Source organism: Niameybacter massiliensis, assembly GCF_001282685.1.
GTDB lineage: Bacteria > Bacillota > Clostridia > Lachnospirales > Cellulosilyticaceae > Holtiella > Holtiella tumoricola.
Window position 1 is genome coordinate 2,348,325 of record NZ_LN875035.1, and the last position, 18,402, is coordinate 2,366,726.

Consider the following 18,402-nt stretch of genomic DNA (forward strand, 5'->3'; position numbering starts at 1 on the left):
ATCGTTGCAATAGCCGTACCAGATACAGAAACTTCGTGTTGCCCTGTGTTAGAAACATCAGAAGCATATAAGACTTGTGTACCAATATACAGACCAGCTGATATCTCACCTATTACGGTCGCTGTAGACGTCGTATTAAATGTAACCTTAAGGCAGAAATTAATAAGATAACTATGTCCACCAGCTAATGAGAGTGTTGTAAAAGGTGTTGATGGAGTATTACTTACTGTATTTGGACCACCTGTAATATCTGTTCCTTCTGCTGAATAAAGATTTGTAAATTCAACTGGGAATTGTTTAGGTGGTGCTTCAACACTAATTTCTTGATTGGTTGTATCTGGCGCTCAACTGAACGAAATTGTTTTGTAGGAATAAGTGGTTCAGCCCCTGTAGCACCGGTCGCTCCTGTGGCTCCATTTTTTCCGGCTACTCCGGTGGCTCCTGTAGCTCCCGTGGCTCCTGTTATGCCCCCCGGACACCTACAAGGTGATTCCCAGTAAGAATAACAGTCACAGCAACAATAAGTATTACAACATGTATCAGAAGATCTATTATACCTATTTCTTATCATCATTTACTCCCCTTTTTTTTATACTGATATATTATATAAAAAAGTCGAAAAAGTGATTGCTTATACAAAATTATCTTAAAAAGTATACTTTATACTTTTCGTACATAAACTCATTTTTTAGTCATAACTCTATCAGTAATTAAACAAGGGAACTATTTTGTTATAAAAAATTAGCCACGTCATAAGCATTTTGCTTAAAATGACGTGGCTAACTCATTTTTGTAATAATTTATGAATTGATTACCTATTTTACATTTAGATTATCAGATAATATAATCTGTAATCATTTAAAATATTAGGTTCAGTTCTTATTTGTGCATTGCTTCTTGGATAGCAACAGCTACTGCTACTGTAGCACCTACCATTGGGTTGTTACCCATACCGATAAGTCCCATCATTTCAACGTGAGCTGGTACTGATGAAGAACCTGCGAATTGTGCATCTGAATGCATTCTTCCCATTGTATCTGTCATACCGTATGAAGCTGGACCTGCACCCATGTTATCTGGGTGAAGTGTACGTCCAGTACCACCGCCTGAAGCTACTGAGAAGTATTTTTTGCCTTGTTCAACACATTCTTTTTTGTATGTTCCAGCTACTGGATGTTGGAAACGTGTTGGATTTGTAGAGTTACCTGTGATAGATACGTCTACGCCTTCCATATGCATGATTGCAACACCTTCACGAACATCGTCAGCACCGTAACAACGAACTTTTGCTCTTTCGCCATTTGAATAAGCGATTTCTTTAACGATGCTTACTTTACCTGTAGCATAGTCAAATTGTGTTTGAACGTATGTAAATCCGTTAATACGAGAGATGATTTGAGCTGCATCTTTTCCAAGACCATTTAAGATAACTCTTAAATCTTCTTTACGAACTTTGTTTGCAGATCTAGCGATACCGATAGCACCTTCAGCAGCAGCGAATGATTCGTGACCTGCTAAGAATGCGAAACATTTAGTTTCTTCTCTAAGAAGCATAGCTCCTAAGTTACCGTGTCCAAGACCTACTTTACGATCGTCAGCTACTGAGCCTGGGATACAGAAAGCTTGAAGACCTTCACCGATTGCTTCAGCTGCATCAGCTGCTAAAGTACAACCTTTTTTGATTGCGATAGCTGCACCTACTGTGTAAGCCCAACATGCATTTTCAAAAGCGATTGGTTGGATTTCTTTTGTAAGGTTGTAAGCGTCTACACCTTTTTCATCACAAATAGCTTTTGCTTCATCTAAGTCTTTAATACCGTATTGATTTAATACAGCATTGATTTGGTTAATTCTTCTATCATAAGATTCAAATAATGGCATATTACTGCACCTCCTTCTTACTCGTGTCTTGGGTCGATTTGACGAGCTGCGTCATCGAATCTTCCGTATTGACCTGTAGCTTTTTGCATTGCTTCTGCTGGTTCCATACCTTTTTTGATCATATCCATCATTTTACCAAAGTGGATGAATTGGTAACCGATAATCTCGTTGTTTTCATCAACACCGATTTTTGTTACATAACCTTCAGCCATTTCAAGGTATCTTGGTCCTTTAGCTACTGTTGCGTACATTGTACCAACTTGGCTACGAAGTCCTTTTCCTAAGTCTTCAAGACCAGCACCAATTGGAAGACCACCTTCTGAGAAAGCAGTTTGAGTTCTTCCGTATACGATTTGAAGGAATAATTCTCTCATTGCTGTATTGATTGCATCACATACTAAGTCAGTATTTAATGCTTCTAAGATTGTTTTACCTGTTAAGATTTCTGCTGCCATCGCTGCAGAGTGTGTCATACCAGAACAACCGATTGTTTCTACTAATGCTTCTTCAATGATACCGTTTTTAACATTTAATGTTAATTTACAAGCACCTTGTTGTGGAGCACACCAGCCTACACCGTGTGTAAGACCGCTTATATCTGTAACTTCTTTAGACTGAACCCATCTTCCTTCTTGTGGAATTGGAGCTGGTCCGTGATTAGGTCCTTTTGCAAGAGGACACATTTGTTCTACTTCATGTGAGTACATCATCGCTATGACTCCTTTCTACTCAAACAATTTAAAGACTATCTTTAAATTAAATTTTTAACAACCATCCCTATTGTATAATTGTAGAAGAAAGATGTCAATATGTTAGTCTTTTTAGAAGAGAAGTCGCAATATAACAACAGGTCATAATTACGACAATGGTTGCACCTGCTGATGTCCCTAAGGTATAGGCAAGCCATAGCCCAAGAACGCCGCTAAAAAGTGCAAAAAATACAGAATAAAAATGATATTGCCGCATATTCCCTGCTATATTTCTACTAATAGCACCTGGCAAAATAAGAAAAGCATTGATCAACATTACCCCAATCCATGGGATACATAATACTACAACTACAGCCACTACACATGTAAAGACCATCTGTAAAAGTAATGTATGAATAGATCTACTATTTGCTAATGATATATTTAAACTTGTTACTACTAAATCATTAAAAATAAAATACCATATGCCAAGTACAATTAAACTTACAATCAGTAATACAGCTAAGTCTTCACCTCTAATACTTAATAAATCTCCTATCAAGTATCTGGTATATTGATTAAAGTTCCCATTTTTAGAAAGTAACATAGTTCCTAATGCCACTGTTCCTGCTGAGAAAATACCAATAATCGTATCGGTGGTCTCTTGATGCTTATAACTAAAGTAGGCAATCAAGAGCCCTAATATGATTGCAAAAATCAGCATGGAAGCCGTCGGACTTAAAAAACCTAAAATAACACCAATCCCAATACCTGTAAGAGCACTATGACCTATTGCATCAGAGAAAAAGGCCATTTTCTGACTTACAACCATTGTACTAAGTAGACCTAACATAGGGGCTGCAATGAGTACGCCTATAAAAGCATTTTTCATAAAAGCCATCTGTAAAAAATCAAAAGGGAATAAAAAATCTACTATACTATAAAGTACTTCCATTTAATCCACCCCCTACTTGAAATTGTTTTTGTCTAACCGCTTCTTGCCTTACTGTAAGAGGGTCCCCCATTGCTAATATCTTTTTATTAAGTAAGATAGCCTTGTCACAAATAAGTTCTAGCTGCCCAATTTCATGGGTAATAAGTACAATTGCCATATGATACTTATGTTTAAGTTCTTGCACAGTTTCATAAAATAATTTCTGTCCATTAACATCTACACCAGATATAGGTTCATCTAGTAAAAGTAAATCTGGTTTAGGTTGCAAAGCTAATGCTAAGAGTACGCGTTGAAGTTCCCCCCCAGATAACATACCAATCTTACGATCAATGGCATAATCTAACTTCACTTCTGCAAGTGCTTTTTCTACTTCTTTACGCAAAGAGGTCCTCATTCTCGTCCAAATTGGACGCTTTTGCATACAAGCTGAAAAGAGATCAAACGTTGTTATAGGCGTTGTCTTATCAAAGTTCAAATGTTGAGGAACATATCCAATAATAGGATTATGCATTCTTTTTTCATACTCATGCATATGATGTTTAATTTCACCTGTATAAGGCATCTCACCTAACAAGGTTCTAAATAATGTTGTCTTCCCCGCCCCATTAGGACCAACAATTGCTGTAATTTCATTACAATGAAAATGTACATTAATGTCTTGTAATAAACTATTACCTTCTTTACTTACTGATACACCTTTCATTTCTGTACAACAAAATTTACACTCACTCATTTTTAAACGCCTCTCTAATTGTTTCAATATTTCTTCTCATTCGTTCTACATATTCAAAGGTCCCTTGTTGTACTATCTCATCTGGTTCTGTAACTAATGCATCTAACACATAAACCCTACATGAGAGTTCACTCTGAATCGTTTTTAGAATCGCTAAATCTTGATTTCTTGCTTCTGTAAAAATAACCTCTACCTCTTCTTCTTTCATGTGGTTAATTAGCTTTTCAATTTGTCTCGCAGAAGCATTCTCATAACTGCCTTCTGGTATATTCTCAACTACTTCTATCTCAAGGTCCTTCGCTAAGTAATAAAATGCATCATGTACAGTTACTGCTTTTTTATCTTTTAGCATTTCCATCTCATGATTAGCGCCCTGACTAAGTGCCTGAATTTCTGCAATATAGTTGTTTGCATTGTTTCTATAAATTTCATTATAAGCTGGATCTAGTTCACAAAGTCTATTAGTGATCTCCTGAACCTGAGCAATAGTCCCTTCTAAACTTAACCAAATATGATCATTCTCATGGTGATGTCCATCCTCTGCTTCGCCTGTTTCATGAGTATGCCCAATTTCCTCATCATGTAAAACATCTTCTTCATGTATAGCGTTTTCATCTTCATGATCGTGGTCTTCATCCTCATGAATATGATTTTCTGCTTCATCTATATTTTCTTCATCTTCATGCAAATATTCTTCTACTAGACGACTAGAATCTATAACTTGTAAGTTTGGATTTTGCTTATAAGCTTTCTCAATAAATGTTTCACTCCCTAATCCATTAATCACAAGAATATCTGCTTCATATAACTTCTTAGTATCTTGAACAGTTAACTGATAATCATGTAAACACCCTACTGTCTGATCTGCCATATTAATCACTTTATGAGGTGTTCCTTGCATAATCGCACTTGTATGTACATACATAGGATAAAAAGAGGTCACAACTTCTAACTGTTCTTTTTCTGCCTGCTCCATTAACATACTACGTTCATTATGTTTATATAAAATAAATCCTATATAAGCAACTACTAACAATAGAATAAGCCATGTTTTCTTCTTCATTTTATCACTTCTTTCTAATTTTTACTCCCTTCTATTATAGCTAATTGAGAACAAAATTCAATATAAAAGTTCAGAATCTTTATCATTCTGAACTTTTATGTCTTGTTATTCTGTCTCTTTTATGTCTATTTCTCTCTATATATATTCATTTGTTTTTGCGCTTGAATTTGTTTATTTCCTGTACAAATCCCTAATTGTCCATTACCTAATAAATATGGTAATAAGCTTAATTTTTCATCTAAATCTTTTTGGCTTGTATCAAGAATTTCTCGTTGAATTTTTAATAAAGATTCAGGTTTTATTCCTCTTAAGATACAACTTTCTATAAAGCTGCCTTTCTCAAATGCATTTCCTACTAGATTCATTTGACGTTGGTACTCTGCTAGTGCATCCAGCTTAGCTACTTCTAAGGCTTCTTTATTTAGATTTTCACGCAAAATACCAGGAGCTGATTGAATACCTTTAATGGATTCTAAAAAATTAGGGTCTCTATAAGTATATACAATTAAGCTACTTGGATATTTCGCAAACATACTACTTCCATATGCCCCATGCTCCGCACGTAACACTGGTCGCAAATACTGATTCGTCATATAAGAAGCCATAACATAATCCGAACCTTCTATGAGGTCTTCCTCTTTATCATAACTAAATACGACATAATCTACAGGAGTATCTTTATAGTATACGTTAATAGAAGCATATTGAGTAAAATCATAAGTTACTTGTTCAGGCCTTGCTATCTTATGTTCTTTGAAATACTCTTGAACATGAGCTAAAGTTGCCTTTTGGAATGCTTGATCACCTTGGATACCTATAAGCATTCCCTCTGAAAGTGGAAGGTTTAGTTGCTTAATTTTATCAATATAAGTTATATCTTTTGAAGTTCTAATTTTTCTAGCATAGGTATACAGCGGATAATGTTGTTCAAATAAATAGCGTTTATACCCCTTTTGCCCCGATGCATTGAGCCACTTCAAAGTTCCTAACATATCTTGTGTAAAGTTATCTTTAAATTGCCCCATAAAGTTTTGTAATTGTTCATCAAACCACTCATTATCTTTTGAAAGCAACTTTTGCCTTGCTTCTTCATAAGTAACTAATGGATCAAAATTTTTATTGCTTAATATAGTAATCTTTAAATAAGGCTCTATCCCCTCATTGCCACTTGCCACAATTTCTGCATTCATAATGGTCTCAAAAGGTGTTTTTTCAGCAGATACCTTTTTTAGAAATTGTCCATATAAGAAAAGATTCGGTAAATCTTCTTGTTTAATATGTCCTGTCGGTATATAAAATGAAGTACATTTTAATGGTCCATCATTTTTAGTCATTACATATTTAATACCATCTTTTTCTTTAATTTGATAGGGTACAGTCTTATGAACCATTAAATCTTTAAAGTTTATGTCTGGAAGTGGCAAATGTTTCGTTTCTTTTTGCCAAACTGCCATTTTCTCTAGACGTTCACTCCATTTACCTTCTAATCTTCCTTGGTCTTGTTGTATAACATCAGCTTTTTTAGGTAACAGTTTGATAGTCATAGAAGGGCTGTTTAGTAGAATTTCTCTACAGCTTTCAGGTACTTGATTTATTCTATTTATATGGGCTTTATCTGTAAAATAGTAGTCTCCAGACTTGTCATGTGCCCATGCATCTAAATAACTTTGTGCAATCTCTATTCCTCTAGTTGATGATAATTCTTCACTACATGCTACAAGTTGGTTTTTAGCAATAATATTGCGTTCTGTCTCAATATCTATTGTTTGACTCTCTAGTTCTTTTAAAACACATTCCAAAATTGCTTTAGTTGATTCTATCTTACTCTTTTCAATTTCACCTACTACAATGGAGTAAGATGGATACTTAACATAACTGTCTTTAATCACTTGTACATGTGGTATACCTTGTCTTTTGAGTTCTTTCATAAAGTAAGAATTTTCATCTACTAAATAAGCACTCACCCAAAGATCCATATCCAGCATTTCATCACTGGTCAAATCTTTTTCAATTACAAAACTTTTAATAAGATAGCTTCCACCACCATTTTGATTGAAATAAAGTGTCTTTTCTTGTTGTTCAAGTATAGGTTTAACATTTACATCTATCTGTTTATCTGATAATGGAATATCTTTAAACGCTTCATCAATCAATTCTAAAACATGATTGATTGGTAAATCTCCATATAAAACAATCATCATATTACTAGGATAATAAAAACCTTTATATGTTTCTATAAATTGTTCATAAGATAAATCTGGTATAAAGCTTGGGTCACCACCACTATCATTAGCATAGTGTGTCCCTTCATAGAGGCCACCTCTTATTGCTCTAAACACTTGTCTATTTTTATCGTTATTTGCACCCTTCATTTCATTATATACTACCCCACCATACTGCTTCGTTGTAGGATTGTAGTGAAAAGATTCCTCATAGAAGCTCGAAGCATCTAATGTCATATTAGGATTTAATATACTATCTAAATAAATTGACATTAAGGTATCAAAACAAGCATTATGAGATGTCGCAAAAGGAAATACCGTCATATCTGAACTTGTCATAGCATTCATAAATAAATTAGGATATTTACTACTTGCATCAAAAAATAAGGTAGAAGATGGATACTTCTTGGACCCTGTAAAAATAGTATGTTCAATAATGTGATTAACCCCTGTATTATCTGTTGTAGGCGTCTTTACACCTAGTGTAAAACTTTTATTAGGATCTTTATTTTCTATCCATACTACACTTAATCCGCTAGATACATGTTTGTATTCATGAAGTGTCTCTTCTCCACATACGATTTCATTTGTAACAATAAATGCACTTGGTTTTGCACTTACTAAAATCGTACTAAACAGATAAATGATAAGTATTACATAGAGCATCCTTCTTGTATTTTTCTTTGGCATGTCATTCATCTCCTTCTAGTATACTTCATAGCTTATGCAACTTTTTGGCATTCATACTCCTCATTTCACACTAGCGAATCCTATAAGAATATACTATAATGCTAATAAAGACTTTTTAAGGATGTGATATCGTGAACTTTCGTATACAAAATGACTATTTAACTGCCATCATCAAAGATGCTGGTGCTGAGCTTACTGAGCTTATTGATCAAGATCATGTACAATATATTTGGACTGCTGATCCTACATATTGGGGCAGACATACCCCTATACTTTTCCCTTTAGTTGGAAAAGTAACTAATAATAAATATACTGTAGAAGGTAATGAATTTACAGTTGGACAACATGGTTTTGCACGTGACCTTGTATTTGACGTAGATCACCAAACTACTTCAGCAATTACTTTTGTTCTTCGTAGTGATGAAAAAACTAAAACACTTTTCCCATTTGATTTCACTTTAAAAGTAACTTATACGCTGGAATATAAAACATTATCTATTGGCTATGAAGTAATTAATGAAGATACTAAAGAAATGTTCTTCAAAATCGGTGCACACCCTGGCTTTAGATGTCCACTTTTTGAAGACGAAACAATGGAAGACTATACCATTACCTTTGACAAAGAAGAAGAAGTCACTTTCATGCCACTTACACCAGAAGGCTATTTCAAAAGAGATGTACAAAAATGTATGACTACACCACTTGAACTTTCTGCAGAACTTTTTGCAAAAGATGCCCTTGTTTATGGGGACTACACAAGTAAATACGTAACTTTAGCAAGTCAAAAACATAATAAACAAATAGAAGTTGGTTTTGATGGTTTCCCATTCTTAGGTATTTGGTCACCTCTTTCACCTTCACCATTTGTATGTATTGAACCATGGTATGGTCATGCAGATTTTGAAGATGAAGCAAGTGAGCTCAGTACAAAATCAGACTTAAATCATCTTATGCCTCATGAAACTTTTACATGTACCCATACAATTACTATCAAATAAGGACAGCTTTTGGCTGTCCTTATTTTTGTCTTTATTCATAGTTTTATAAAATGCTGTCATATATTATAGGTAGTAACCCTTATGCTTTTTATTGAAGGAGGTATAAAGATGAGAAACTTTCGTTACCCCCCCATCATGTCGAGACAATCTACTGGTACTTTAGTTGTAGATGTTACAACTGATCCTACTCTAACTGCTTTACGTCCTATAGCGGATGTGCCAGTTACTATTAAACAACAAACTTCAACAGGTGAGCGTGTTATTGCCCAGCTTAAAACCAATGGAAATGGTCAAACACCTCCATTATCTCTTAGCGCACCTTCTGAAGAGCTTACTCAGTCGCCTCAAACCGTTGAGACACCATTTTCATCTTTTATTGTTGAAGTAAATGCACCAGAGTACATTTCTACAGTCGTAAATGGTACTCAGATTTTCGCTAATACCCGTTCTATTCAACCTATTCAGCTCATTAGTAGTGAACAGCCTATTCTGTTTACAGCAAGCCGTTCAAAAGGTATGAGGCAACAAACTGACGAAATCACCATTGGTCCACCTACTTTATATGGTGACTATCCACCTAAGATTCCAGAATCATCTATAAAAAATGTTTCATCTCCAGGCTTTGTTGTACTCCCTGAAGTTGTTGTACCTGAATTTGTTATTGTTCATACAGGTACACCAAGTAACAATAATGCTCCTAACTACTCTGTCCTCTTTAAAGATTATATTAAAAATGTTGCTTCATCTGAGATTTATCCTACTTGGCCACTAGAAACGATTCGTGCAAATGTTGTTGCAATTATATCCTTTACACTTAATCGTGTTTATACCGAATGGTATAGAAATCAAGGGAAGAATTTTACGATTACAAACTCAACCGCTTTTGACCATGCCTTCTTCTATGGGCGAGATATTTTTGATACCATTTCACTACAAGTTGACCGTATTTTTGATACGTATGTAAAACGTCCAGGTGTAGAGCAACCTCTTCTTACTCAATATTGTGATGGTGCTAAATCCACCTGTCCAAACTGGATGACTCAATGGGGCAGTAAAGCACTTGGTGATGAAGGTAGAAGCTATGAGGAAATCTTGCGTTATTACTATGGCTCAGAGATTACCTTCCCACAAGCACCGGTTGTATCTGGTGTACCTGAATCTTACCCTGGCACACCACTCAGATTAGGCGATAGTGGCCCTGCAGTACGTACAATTCAAGAACAACTCAACCGTATTTCTAACAACTATCCACTTATTCCTAAAGTACGTACAACTGGCAATTTTGATGAAGCAACCCAAGAAGCAGTTAAGACCTTCCAACAAATCTTCCATCTCAATCCTGATGGTATTGTAGGGAAAGATACTTGGTATAAAATCTCTCAAATTTATGTGGCTGTTACAAAAATTGCAGAACTTACACCTTAAACAAAACAAACAAAAAACAACAAGTTGTCACGACTTGTTGTTTTTTGTTTAAAAAGCATACTCCCCATGCTATAATTTATTTATTCAAAATATTTAAATGGGGGTTTAAATATGTTAAAACAACTTAAAAGGGTTAAATGGTACTTAGTACCTATTTCACTATTATTTGGGGTATTACCACTTATGCTTCACTTATCCTATTTTCAGCTAGACCCAATCTATCAAACTGTACTACTTAATGATACTTATCAAGACTTTTTCTTTTTTTACAAGGGCATCTTCTTTATTTTTTTAACTATTGTTATGTTGATTACACTTCTTGTACAACGTGATAAATTTCCTCTATGCCGTAATAGATACTTTAAAATTTATGGACTAGCTGGACTTACTTTTATTATCTTCTCTATTCTTTCTACCTTTTTGTCTCCATATAAGGATTTGGCCATAGTAGGTGGACCTACTAGATATGAAGGTCTCGGTATTATGCTTTGCTACATCATGGTCATGTTCTACTGCTATGCCACAATCCAAGAATTCTCAGATTATAAATATATTCTTTATCCATTTTGCTGTACAGCTATTGTACAAGCCATCACAGGTTTTACTCAACTCATTGGTCGTGACTTTTCTAAGTGGAAATTTATTCGTGATTTATTAGCTCCTGGTGAATTTGAGGCTATGAATTACTTTTCACCTGGTACTGAGCCTTGGTTTCCCCAGACAGCTCCTATTTGGCAAGGGACGCTTGGAAACAGCAACTACTCAGGTAGCTTTATAAGCCTTGCTTTACCACTATTTCTCTTCTTTTTATGTCTTGCAAAATCTACGAAACAGCGTGTGCTTTTAATCTTATCTACGGTCTGTACACTCTTTGTTACTTTTGCTTGTAATTCACGCGCTGGCCTCCTTGGTCTTGGTCTAAGTGGTGTCTTTTTCGTTATCTGTATTAACCCTTCTGTCCCGATCTTGTTTTCAAAAGCAAAAGCATATATTCATGAACATTTTAAACGGACGTTATTGATAGTAAGTGCTATTATCTTACTTCTCATACTCTTTATAGGAACAACAAACGTTAAAACTCGTTTTTCACTTCTATTAAAAGATATGGTTAAGTTTATAAATCCTATTACAGTCGCACAAACTTTCACCCCAGTAGATACTACTAAACTACAATACATTGAAACAACCACTCATTCGATTCAATTACAAACAGTTTCTGGTTCTTTAGATATTTGTTTTTACCAAGGTAAACCACTCTTTACAAATCATCTAGGTCAAAAACTATTTCCTTTAACTGTAGAAGAAAATAGCTCAATCATTTATACACTCTATACGCCACCTTATAACGGTTATACGCTAGAAGTCATTGATACTGGTAACGCGACTTATAACATCAAACTCTACATCGATAAAAATCTATCAAATACAACTTTAGACGGGGCTATATGTGGGTTTGTGCTAGACGAACTACAAACTATGCCACTGTGTAACTACTGGAACTTTGAACCTTTAGAAATTGAGATACCTCGTACCCTTGGTTTTAAAGGAAAAGAGAGCTTAGGTTCAGGGCGTGGTTATATTTGGTCTCGTAGCTTGCCACTTCTTGCAGACACACTTCTCCTTGGTGTGGGACCTGATATGTATATGTTGGCCTTTCCTCAGCATGATTTTTGGGGTAAACTTAATTATTTTAGCGCACCCTATACATGTGTGGATAAACCCCATAATACTTATCTACAGTTCTGGATCAATCAAGGTGCTTTGGCTTGTATTGCTTTCTTGGTCATTTGTATAACTTATATTATCCACTGTTTGCTTCTCTATGCCTTTAAGAAGTACTACACGCCTCATGAATGGATTGGTCTAGGATTTATGACTTCTATCATTGCTTATTTGTGCACTAGTTTTTTCAATGATACAACCCTTTCTGTCACGCCTTTATTCTTTGCTCTTTTAGGTGCTGGCATGGCTTACAATGTTATTTACCAAAAAACTTCAAAATCTGTTTAATGTTTCGAACTCTTCCAGTACGCTGGAAGGGTTTACTTTTATCTCAAAGTTTAGCATAATAGAGTGTATGACAATTTAGAAGGGGTAGTAAAATTTATGAGTATATTATTTGATCAAACGATTATTCATCTTTTAGACCTTGGCCACGGAGTACCTATTATGTCCTCTAAACCGCTTGTACTTAAAGATGAAATTGAAGCTTATATTACAACTTACTTAACAGACTTATTTGATAGCCATAGTGTTTCTCATGCTATTTTTGAAGAAACTTCATCTTGGGCTGAAACTATTCGTGCAGGCATTCCAGACTTCTATACTTTTTCTTGTGAACTGGCAGGACAATTTTATGCCTATATGCAGACTTTAGAAAACATTCCTAATGGAGATTTGATTGTTACAAAGTTTAAACGTGATCAAATTCCTTATATTGCTTTCTTTAAGCTGAATTACAAAGAAGCCTATACTCACGTTGTGGATCAAGATGGGACAGGCCCAGTTAACCAAATTATCAAGCATAAAACCATTTTCCCTGAGACTTCAAGCAAAATCCAAGAAGCTGCTATTATTAATTTAGAAACCTGTGAAATTCTTCTGCTAGACGGACATAAAGAACACTATCTACACAACTTACTTGGTACAACCACTTCTCTTTCTACAAAACAAAAAATTAAGATTGTAGAACAAGTGATTACAGGCGCTATTGAAGAAAACTTTGATAATAAATTAGAGGCCCTTTCTTTTGCTAAGACAAACATTGCAAAAAGTATTGACCATACAAGTACCATTCGTGTTAACGACGTCTTAGATGAAACTTTTGCTGACCATGAACCTATTAAAGAAGCCTGTCGTGCTGTTTTTGAAGAACAAGGGATCACAGAAGAAGCAATTGAAATTCCTCATGCCGAAAAAGTAGGTAAGAAATATACTTCACATAAAATTAAAACTAATACTGGGATTGAACTTAAATTACCAACTGAAATGCTCAACGATCCAGATAAAATCGAATTTATCAACAATGTAGATGGTACACTTTCTATCATTCTCAAAAATATTGGTTCCGTTATTAATAAATAAAACATAAAAGGAGTAGTTACATTTTATTTTGTAACTACTCCTTTTATATATAATAACTTTATCTACCTCTACTTTAAGTCTCTTCTTTTTTAAGAATCATGACCTTAATCAATTATTCTGTACGAATAGCTGATAGTGCTGAAAGTCCCATAGCACGTCTTGCTGGGAAGTATCCTGAAATCAGTCCTATAATCGTTGAGAAGATTAAAGCTGCTAATGCTAACCATGGTGGAATAATAGATACATTCGTTCCTCCACTTCCTAGCATTGAGAACATTTCTCCCGCTATTTGCGGGCCAAACTTATTAAGTAAGTAGGATAATGCATAGGAGAAGGCTACCCCTACTGCACCTCCAATAGCTCCAATTAAAAGGGCTTCTACTAAGAACATTTTCTTAATATCGGTAAGCTTGGCACCAATAACTTTCATAACGCCAATTTCTTTTGTACGTTCATAAATAGACATCATCATTGTATTGGTAATACCAATAGCTGCTACTACTAATGAAATGGCACCAATACCGCCTAACATCACTTGAATACTATTTGAAGCTTTTTTCATCTCTTCTAAGTATTCCATTGGACTATATGCACGATAACCTGCATCATTTAAAGCTTGTTGAACGCTTAAAACATGATCTTCATCAATAACTTTCACACGTACATTACGATATTTATTTCCATCATTATAGCGTCCATTACCTTCTTCGCCATAAAGTTTTTTCTGATACTTTTCTTGTTCTTCTTTCAACTTATCAAATAGTTCTACTGGAATAATACAAGAATAGTTGTTTTCCCAATCTTCATCTGGGAACATTCCCATTACAGTAACTCTGGCTGCCTTTGGCACTTCTATTTGATTACCATCTTGATCACTTGCAGGTTCATTAGTACCCCAAGCATACTCACCAATATCTACTTTAAGTACATCTTCACCTACTTCAAACTCCATTGGAGGTGGCGGATTACGCCAGTTAATCTCTTGACCCTTTTTAACAAATTCTCTGCAAAGTTCTTTCCCAAGTAAGATTGCATTGGCATCAGTAGGTCCAAAGAGTGTACCTTCACCTACTTTATAACCTAAAATCTGCATTTCTTCTGCTGAAAGTCCACGCACTTCAACTTGCCAGCTTGTACGATATTTTCCAAACTCTAGATAGGCATTAATACTTCTAATGGGAATAGCCATTTGTACGCCTTCTATTTTTTCCATAGCTTCTAATGCTTTATCATCTAGCTTAGGAGCATTAGGATCCTCCCAGTTATTTGGAGAAACCTCTATTAAAGTTAACGATTGCATATTTTGCATTTGTTCTTTAAAGTTGCTATCCATTGCAATTCCTAGAGAAAGCATAAGGATAATGGAACTTGCACCAATAACAACACCTAATATGGTGAGGAAGGTACGAAGTTTACGCCGCCATAAACTTCGTACGCTCATCATAATTAAATCATTAATCCTCATCTAAATCCATCTCTTCTAATTTGCGTTGGCGTTTTTTCATCACAAATGCTGTGATACCTGCGGCAATTCCCATACCAAGTATCATACCAAGTATTGTTGGCCATTTTGCTGGCTTTTCATCTTCCATAGGAGGCATCATATCATCTGGCATAGGATTAAAGTCGTCTGGTGGCATCATACTCTCCATAACATCCATTTGGAAATCATGGGTATAGGTTTGAATTTGACCTGTTACATCTTCATATTCAATTTGGATTTGTCCTGTTAAGGCCCCACCTTGAAGTGGAATAATTGTTGGGTTATATGTTTTTGAATTCCCTTTATCAAGTTGTCCAATAATTAAGCTGTTATCTTGTACTTCAAAACCTTCACCAATAGTTTTAATACGTACATTACTAATACTTGTTTTACCTGTATTGTAGATGGTTGCTGTAAGCTCTGCTGGCATACCTACTTCTACTGTTTCCACTTGCACTTCTGCTACTTCAAGTTTTGTCACTTGCTCAACTGGAATACCAAAATGTTCTGTTGCTGTAATGGCTTCGCCATTGGCATCTTCATATTCCATTTCAAGTGTAATATCATAAGTCTTTGGTTTTGCACTTGGAATGGTATAAAGACGAATATTCTTCACATCCATTTGACCTGGAGTAAGTTCACTAATAAAGAATGTATTGCTTGCATTAACAGGTGTGAAAACGCTACCTGTATCATTTTCACCTTGTTCTTTAACAGTTAAGTTAGCTTTTAAATTTTTAACTGTTTTATCTTGGTGTGTATTAAGGAAACCAATTTCAAGTTCGAATTCTTCTCCAGCTTTTACAACCACTGGATTAGAGCTATAGGTTCCAACAATAACTTTTGGTTTACCTTTACCTTTTTCTTCTTCAGTTTCTTCTTGATTGTCAATAGATACTGTCGCATATTGTTTAATCGCTACTTCTTTTCCATTTAAAGTGTATTCTGCAATAATTTCAATTGGATAAGTACCTGTTGTTACACTTTGTGTGGCTACAAAATCTACAATATAGCTTTTTGTTTGACCTTTTGTAAATTTAGGTTCAATAAACATACTTTTTGATTTTGAAACAATGCCGTCTGTACTCTTAACACTGAGTTTAACATTTTTTGCTTCATCAGGTGCTGTTACCTTAAATCCAACTGTAAACACATCACCAATTTGCTTAATACCTTGTGGTTCTGCTGTTGTTGAAAGTTCTAATTCTTTTTGAGCCACACTGCCTTTGGTACTTAAATATACAACTTGACTACTTGTTTGTGTCTCACCTAAATCATCTATGTAACTTAATTTCATTTCCACTGGTAAGTTAAAACTTGTTGTATCCCCTACAATTAAACTTACTGGGATCGTTTGTGTCTTACCACTATCAATGTTTTCTACGTATTTAACGTTACTTCCATCTGCTACAAATACTTTTTCATTTGGAACGATTTCTACTTTAACATTTTTAGCTGTAACATGTCCCACGTTTTTAATAGCTACTTGAATACTCTTAGCTACATTTTGCTCAAATGCAGAAGTATTGCTTACAGATACTTCAAGTGAAGGTGGCATAAAGTTGCTATCGACTTTAAGTTTAACTGTATGCTCTTTACCATCAATATCTACGATCATCTCATGGATACCGCGTGCTACATCTTTATCAATGTCTACTGTAATATAGTAATCTTTTGTAGCACCTTTATCCATTGCTGAAAGTGTCATCTCTTTTTTCTTTAAAGTAATACCTTTAGCTGAAGTTGAGTCCTTAATTTTTAACTTCATTTTACTTTCTTTAACATTAGATTTACTATCATTTTTAACTGTTAAAATGATTTGTTGGCTTTCTCCTGCGACTACATTAATTGTACTTTGAGCTAAAGTAAGCCCATCTGCTCCGCTAATAGCTGAACTCGCATTAGTTAAAGGAATCTCTACTGTTGCGGGACCATTTTTCATTCCTTCATAACCAATCTCTACTTTAACACTCTTCCCATTACCATTGTATACTAAGTCCATGATAATGATTGTACCATCTCCGTTAATCTGAACTGTATTTTTATCTACACTTTGGCTTGTGCTACCTGATAGTTCAATATATTGAATGAATTCTCTAAGTTCTTTGTCTGTATTTCCACTTTTTGCTGTAATAAATAGATTAAACTTATCGCCTTTTTCTAATGTTTTTGTTACCTCATTTGCTGTCACTGTTAAAAATGGGCCTGTTTCTTGATCACCTGGGTTGGCTTCTGTTGCCCATACATTTCCTCCTATTGGATAGACACAGGATGAAGCGATAATCCCTGCCATCAATAAGCTTGCAAATTTACTCTTTCCTTTCATAAATAACTTCCCTCTCATTCTCTTTTTTCAATTCGATTTTATGTATATTACCATCAATTACAGTAATAATACGATGTGCATAATCTGCAATTTCAGGATCATGAGATACAATAATTAAAGTCTGATTATATTTTTTAGCCATATCTCTAATCATATCCATTACTTCAAGTGTTGTATGTGTATCTAAGTTTCCTGTTGGCTCATCGGCAAACAAAATTTTAGGATGATTCACAAAAGCTCTTGCAATACTTACCCTTTGTTGTTGCCCTCCACTCATTTCCTTTGGTTTATGGTGCAAACGTTTTTCTAGCCCAACTGCTTTGAGCATTTCTTTAGCACGCTTGTCCCTCTTAACTTTAGGCATACCTTGAAAAATAAGTGGTAATGATACATTTTCTAATGCTGTCAAAGATGGAATTAAATTATAAGACTGAAAAACAAAACCAATATGCTTTTGTCTAAACGTTGCAAGTTGGGTTTCATTCAGTAAATCTACGCGTCTATTTTTTATTTTTATAGTCCCACGCGTTGGTTTTTCAAGACCTGCTAACATATTTAGCAGTGTAGATTTTCCCGAACCGGATGTGCCAAATAAACAACATATTTCGCCTTCTTCTATTTCAAGATCTACATTATCTAAAGCGATAATTTTCTCTTTCCCCATACGATAGACTTTTCGTAGGCCTTGTACTTCTATGATTTTACTCACTATATCCCTCCTTCTTCATTTATTTCATGGCGTAATTACAGTATAGTACAAATATTACTCATTTTCTACAAAACGCCTTAAATCTTAATCTTTCATTTTCATAAGAAAAGGTCATACCCCTTTATTAGACGTATAACCTTTGCT

Annotated in this window: 13 protein-coding genes; 4 read left to right on the forward strand and 9 right to left on the reverse strand. The window is 34.9% G+C overall.

The window, feature by feature from the left end:
* Positions 1–879: 879 nt before the first annotated feature.
* The 6 genes from BN2390_RS16745 to BN2390_RS16770 all read right to left on the reverse strand — a co-directional run bounded on the left by BN2390_RS16745 (position 880) and on the right by BN2390_RS16770 (position 8,233).
* Complete coding sequence (locus tag BN2390_RS16745; RefSeq protein WP_053985452.1) at positions 880–1,881, reverse strand: GGGtGRT protein; 1,002 nt, start codon at positions 1,879–1,881, stop codon at positions 880–882.
* A 17-nt stretch (positions 1,882–1,898) separates the two neighbouring features.
* Entirely contained in the window at positions 1,899–2,591 is a 693-nt protein-coding gene (locus BN2390_RS16750) for an iron-sulfur cluster assembly scaffold protein (RefSeq protein WP_053985453.1), read from the reverse strand.
* A gap of 94 nt (positions 2,592–2,685) precedes the next feature.
* Positions 2,686–3,525 carry a metal ABC transporter permease gene (locus BN2390_RS16755; RefSeq protein WP_053985454.1) on the reverse strand — a complete coding sequence of 280 codons (840 nt, stop codon included), beginning with the start codon at positions 3,523–3,525 and terminating at the stop codon, positions 2,686–2,688.
* The gene (locus BN2390_RS16760) at positions 3,509–4,258 is read right to left on the reverse strand and encodes a metal ABC transporter ATP-binding protein (RefSeq protein ID WP_053985455.1); all 750 of its coding nucleotides are present in this window, start codon (positions 4,256–4,258) and stop codon (positions 3,509–3,511) included. Before BN2390_RS16760 ends, BN2390_RS16755 begins: the two co-directional genes overlap by 17 nt.
* Complete coding sequence (locus BN2390_RS16765; protein WP_053985456.1) at positions 4,251–5,321, reverse strand: metal ABC transporter substrate-binding protein; 1,071 nt, start codon at positions 5,319–5,321, stop codon at positions 4,251–4,253. The genes BN2390_RS16760 and BN2390_RS16765 overlap by 8 nt, the downstream gene beginning before the upstream one ends.
* A 125-nt stretch (positions 5,322–5,446) precedes the next feature.
* Positions 5,447–8,233, reverse strand: coding sequence for an insulinase family protein (locus tag BN2390_RS16770; protein WP_053985457.1), 2,787 nt, complete (start codon positions 8,231–8,233; stop codon positions 5,447–5,449).
* 131 nt (positions 8,234–8,364) lie between these two features.
* On the opposite strand from BN2390_RS16770, the gene BN2390_RS16775 reads away from it, so the two are divergent.
* From BN2390_RS16775 to BN2390_RS16790, 4 genes are all read left to right on the forward strand, one after another.
* Entirely contained in the window at positions 8,365–9,231 is an 867-nt protein-coding gene (locus BN2390_RS16775) for an aldose 1-epimerase family protein (RefSeq protein ID WP_053985458.1), read from the forward strand.
* 108 nt (positions 9,232–9,339) lie between these two features.
* On the forward strand, positions 9,340–10,656 hold the full coding sequence (locus BN2390_RS16780) for a peptidoglycan-binding domain-containing protein (protein ID WP_053985459.1): 1,317 nt from the start codon (positions 9,340–9,342) through the stop codon (positions 10,654–10,656).
* A gap of 111 nt (positions 10,657–10,767) precedes the next feature.
* A complete protein-coding gene (locus BN2390_RS16785; RefSeq protein WP_053985460.1) occupies positions 10,768–12,666 on the forward strand; it encodes an O-antigen ligase family protein in 1,899 nt (632 codons plus the stop codon).
* A 96-nt stretch (positions 12,667–12,762) separates the two neighbouring features.
* Positions 12,763–13,740, forward strand: coding sequence for a nucleoid-associated protein (locus BN2390_RS16790; protein ID WP_053985461.1), 978 nt, complete (start codon positions 12,763–12,765; stop codon positions 13,738–13,740).
* Between the two features lie 112 nt (positions 13,741–13,852).
* On the opposite strand, the gene BN2390_RS16795 is transcribed toward BN2390_RS16790, so the two are convergent.
* Genes BN2390_RS16795 through BN2390_RS16805 form a run of 3 tightly spaced genes read right to left on the reverse strand, consistent with a single transcriptional unit; the run spans position 13,853 to position 18,213 of the window.
* A complete protein-coding gene (locus tag BN2390_RS16795; RefSeq protein WP_198524937.1) occupies positions 13,853–15,184 on the reverse strand; it encodes an ABC transporter permease in 1,332 nt (443 codons plus the stop codon).
* A 10-nt stretch (positions 15,185–15,194) separates the two neighbouring features.
* Positions 15,195–17,549 (reverse strand): COG1361 S-layer family protein, encoded by a 2,355-nt coding sequence (locus BN2390_RS16800; RefSeq protein WP_053985463.1) that lies wholly within the window; start codon positions 17,547–17,549, stop codon positions 15,195–15,197.
* Complete coding sequence (locus BN2390_RS16805; RefSeq protein WP_053986357.1) at positions 17,533–18,213, reverse strand: ABC transporter ATP-binding protein; 681 nt, start codon at positions 18,211–18,213, stop codon at positions 17,533–17,535. The genes BN2390_RS16800 and BN2390_RS16805 overlap by 17 nt, the downstream gene beginning before the upstream one ends.
* Positions 18,214–18,402: the final 189 nt, after the last annotated feature.

What these genes read in the sequence shown, in the direction of transcription:
- BN2390_RS16785 (WP_053985460.1), top strand. Translation starts at nt 10,768, where the DNA reads ATGTTAAAACAACTTAAAAGGGTTAAATGGTACTTAGTACCTATTTCA.
- BN2390_RS16765 (WP_053985456.1), bottom strand. Translation starts at nt 5,321, where the DNA reads ATGAAGAAGAAAACATGGCTTATTCTATTGTTAGTAGTTGCTTATATA.
- BN2390_RS16770 (WP_053985457.1), bottom strand. Translation starts at nt 8,233, where the DNA reads ATGCCAAAGAAAAATACAAGAAGGATGCTCTATGTAATACTTATCATT.
- BN2390_RS16790 (WP_053985461.1), top strand. Translation starts at nt 12,763, where the DNA reads ATGAGTATATTATTTGATCAAACGATTATTCATCTTTTAGACCTTGGC.
- BN2390_RS16780 (WP_053985459.1), top strand. Translation starts at nt 9,340, where the DNA reads ATGAGAAACTTTCGTTACCCCCCCATCATGTCGAGACAATCTACTGGT.
- BN2390_RS16795 (WP_198524937.1), bottom strand. Translation starts at nt 15,184, where the DNA reads ATGATGAGCGTACGAAGTTTATGGCGGCGTAAACTTCGTACCTTCCTC.
- BN2390_RS16745 (WP_053985452.1), bottom strand. Translation starts at nt 1,881, where the DNA reads ATGCCATTATTTGAATCTTATGATAGAAGAATTAACCAAATCAATGCT.
- BN2390_RS16750 (WP_053985453.1), bottom strand. Translation starts at nt 2,591, where the DNA reads ATGATGTACTCACATGAAGTAGAACAAATGTGTCCTCTTGCAAAAGGA.
- BN2390_RS16800 (WP_053985463.1), bottom strand. Translation starts at nt 17,549, where the DNA reads ATGAAAGGAAAGAGTAAATTTGCAAGCTTATTGATGGCAGGGATTATC.
- BN2390_RS16755 (WP_053985454.1), bottom strand. Translation starts at nt 3,525, where the DNA reads ATGGAAGTACTTTATAGTATAGTAGATTTTTTATTCCCTTTTGATTTT.
- BN2390_RS16805 (WP_053986357.1), bottom strand. Translation starts at nt 18,213, where the DNA reads ATGGGGAAAGAGAAAATTATCGCTTTAGATAATGTAGATCTTGAAATA.
- BN2390_RS16760 (WP_053985455.1), bottom strand. Translation starts at nt 4,258, where the DNA reads ATGAGTGAGTGTAAATTTTGTTGTACAGAAATGAAAGGTGTATCAGTA.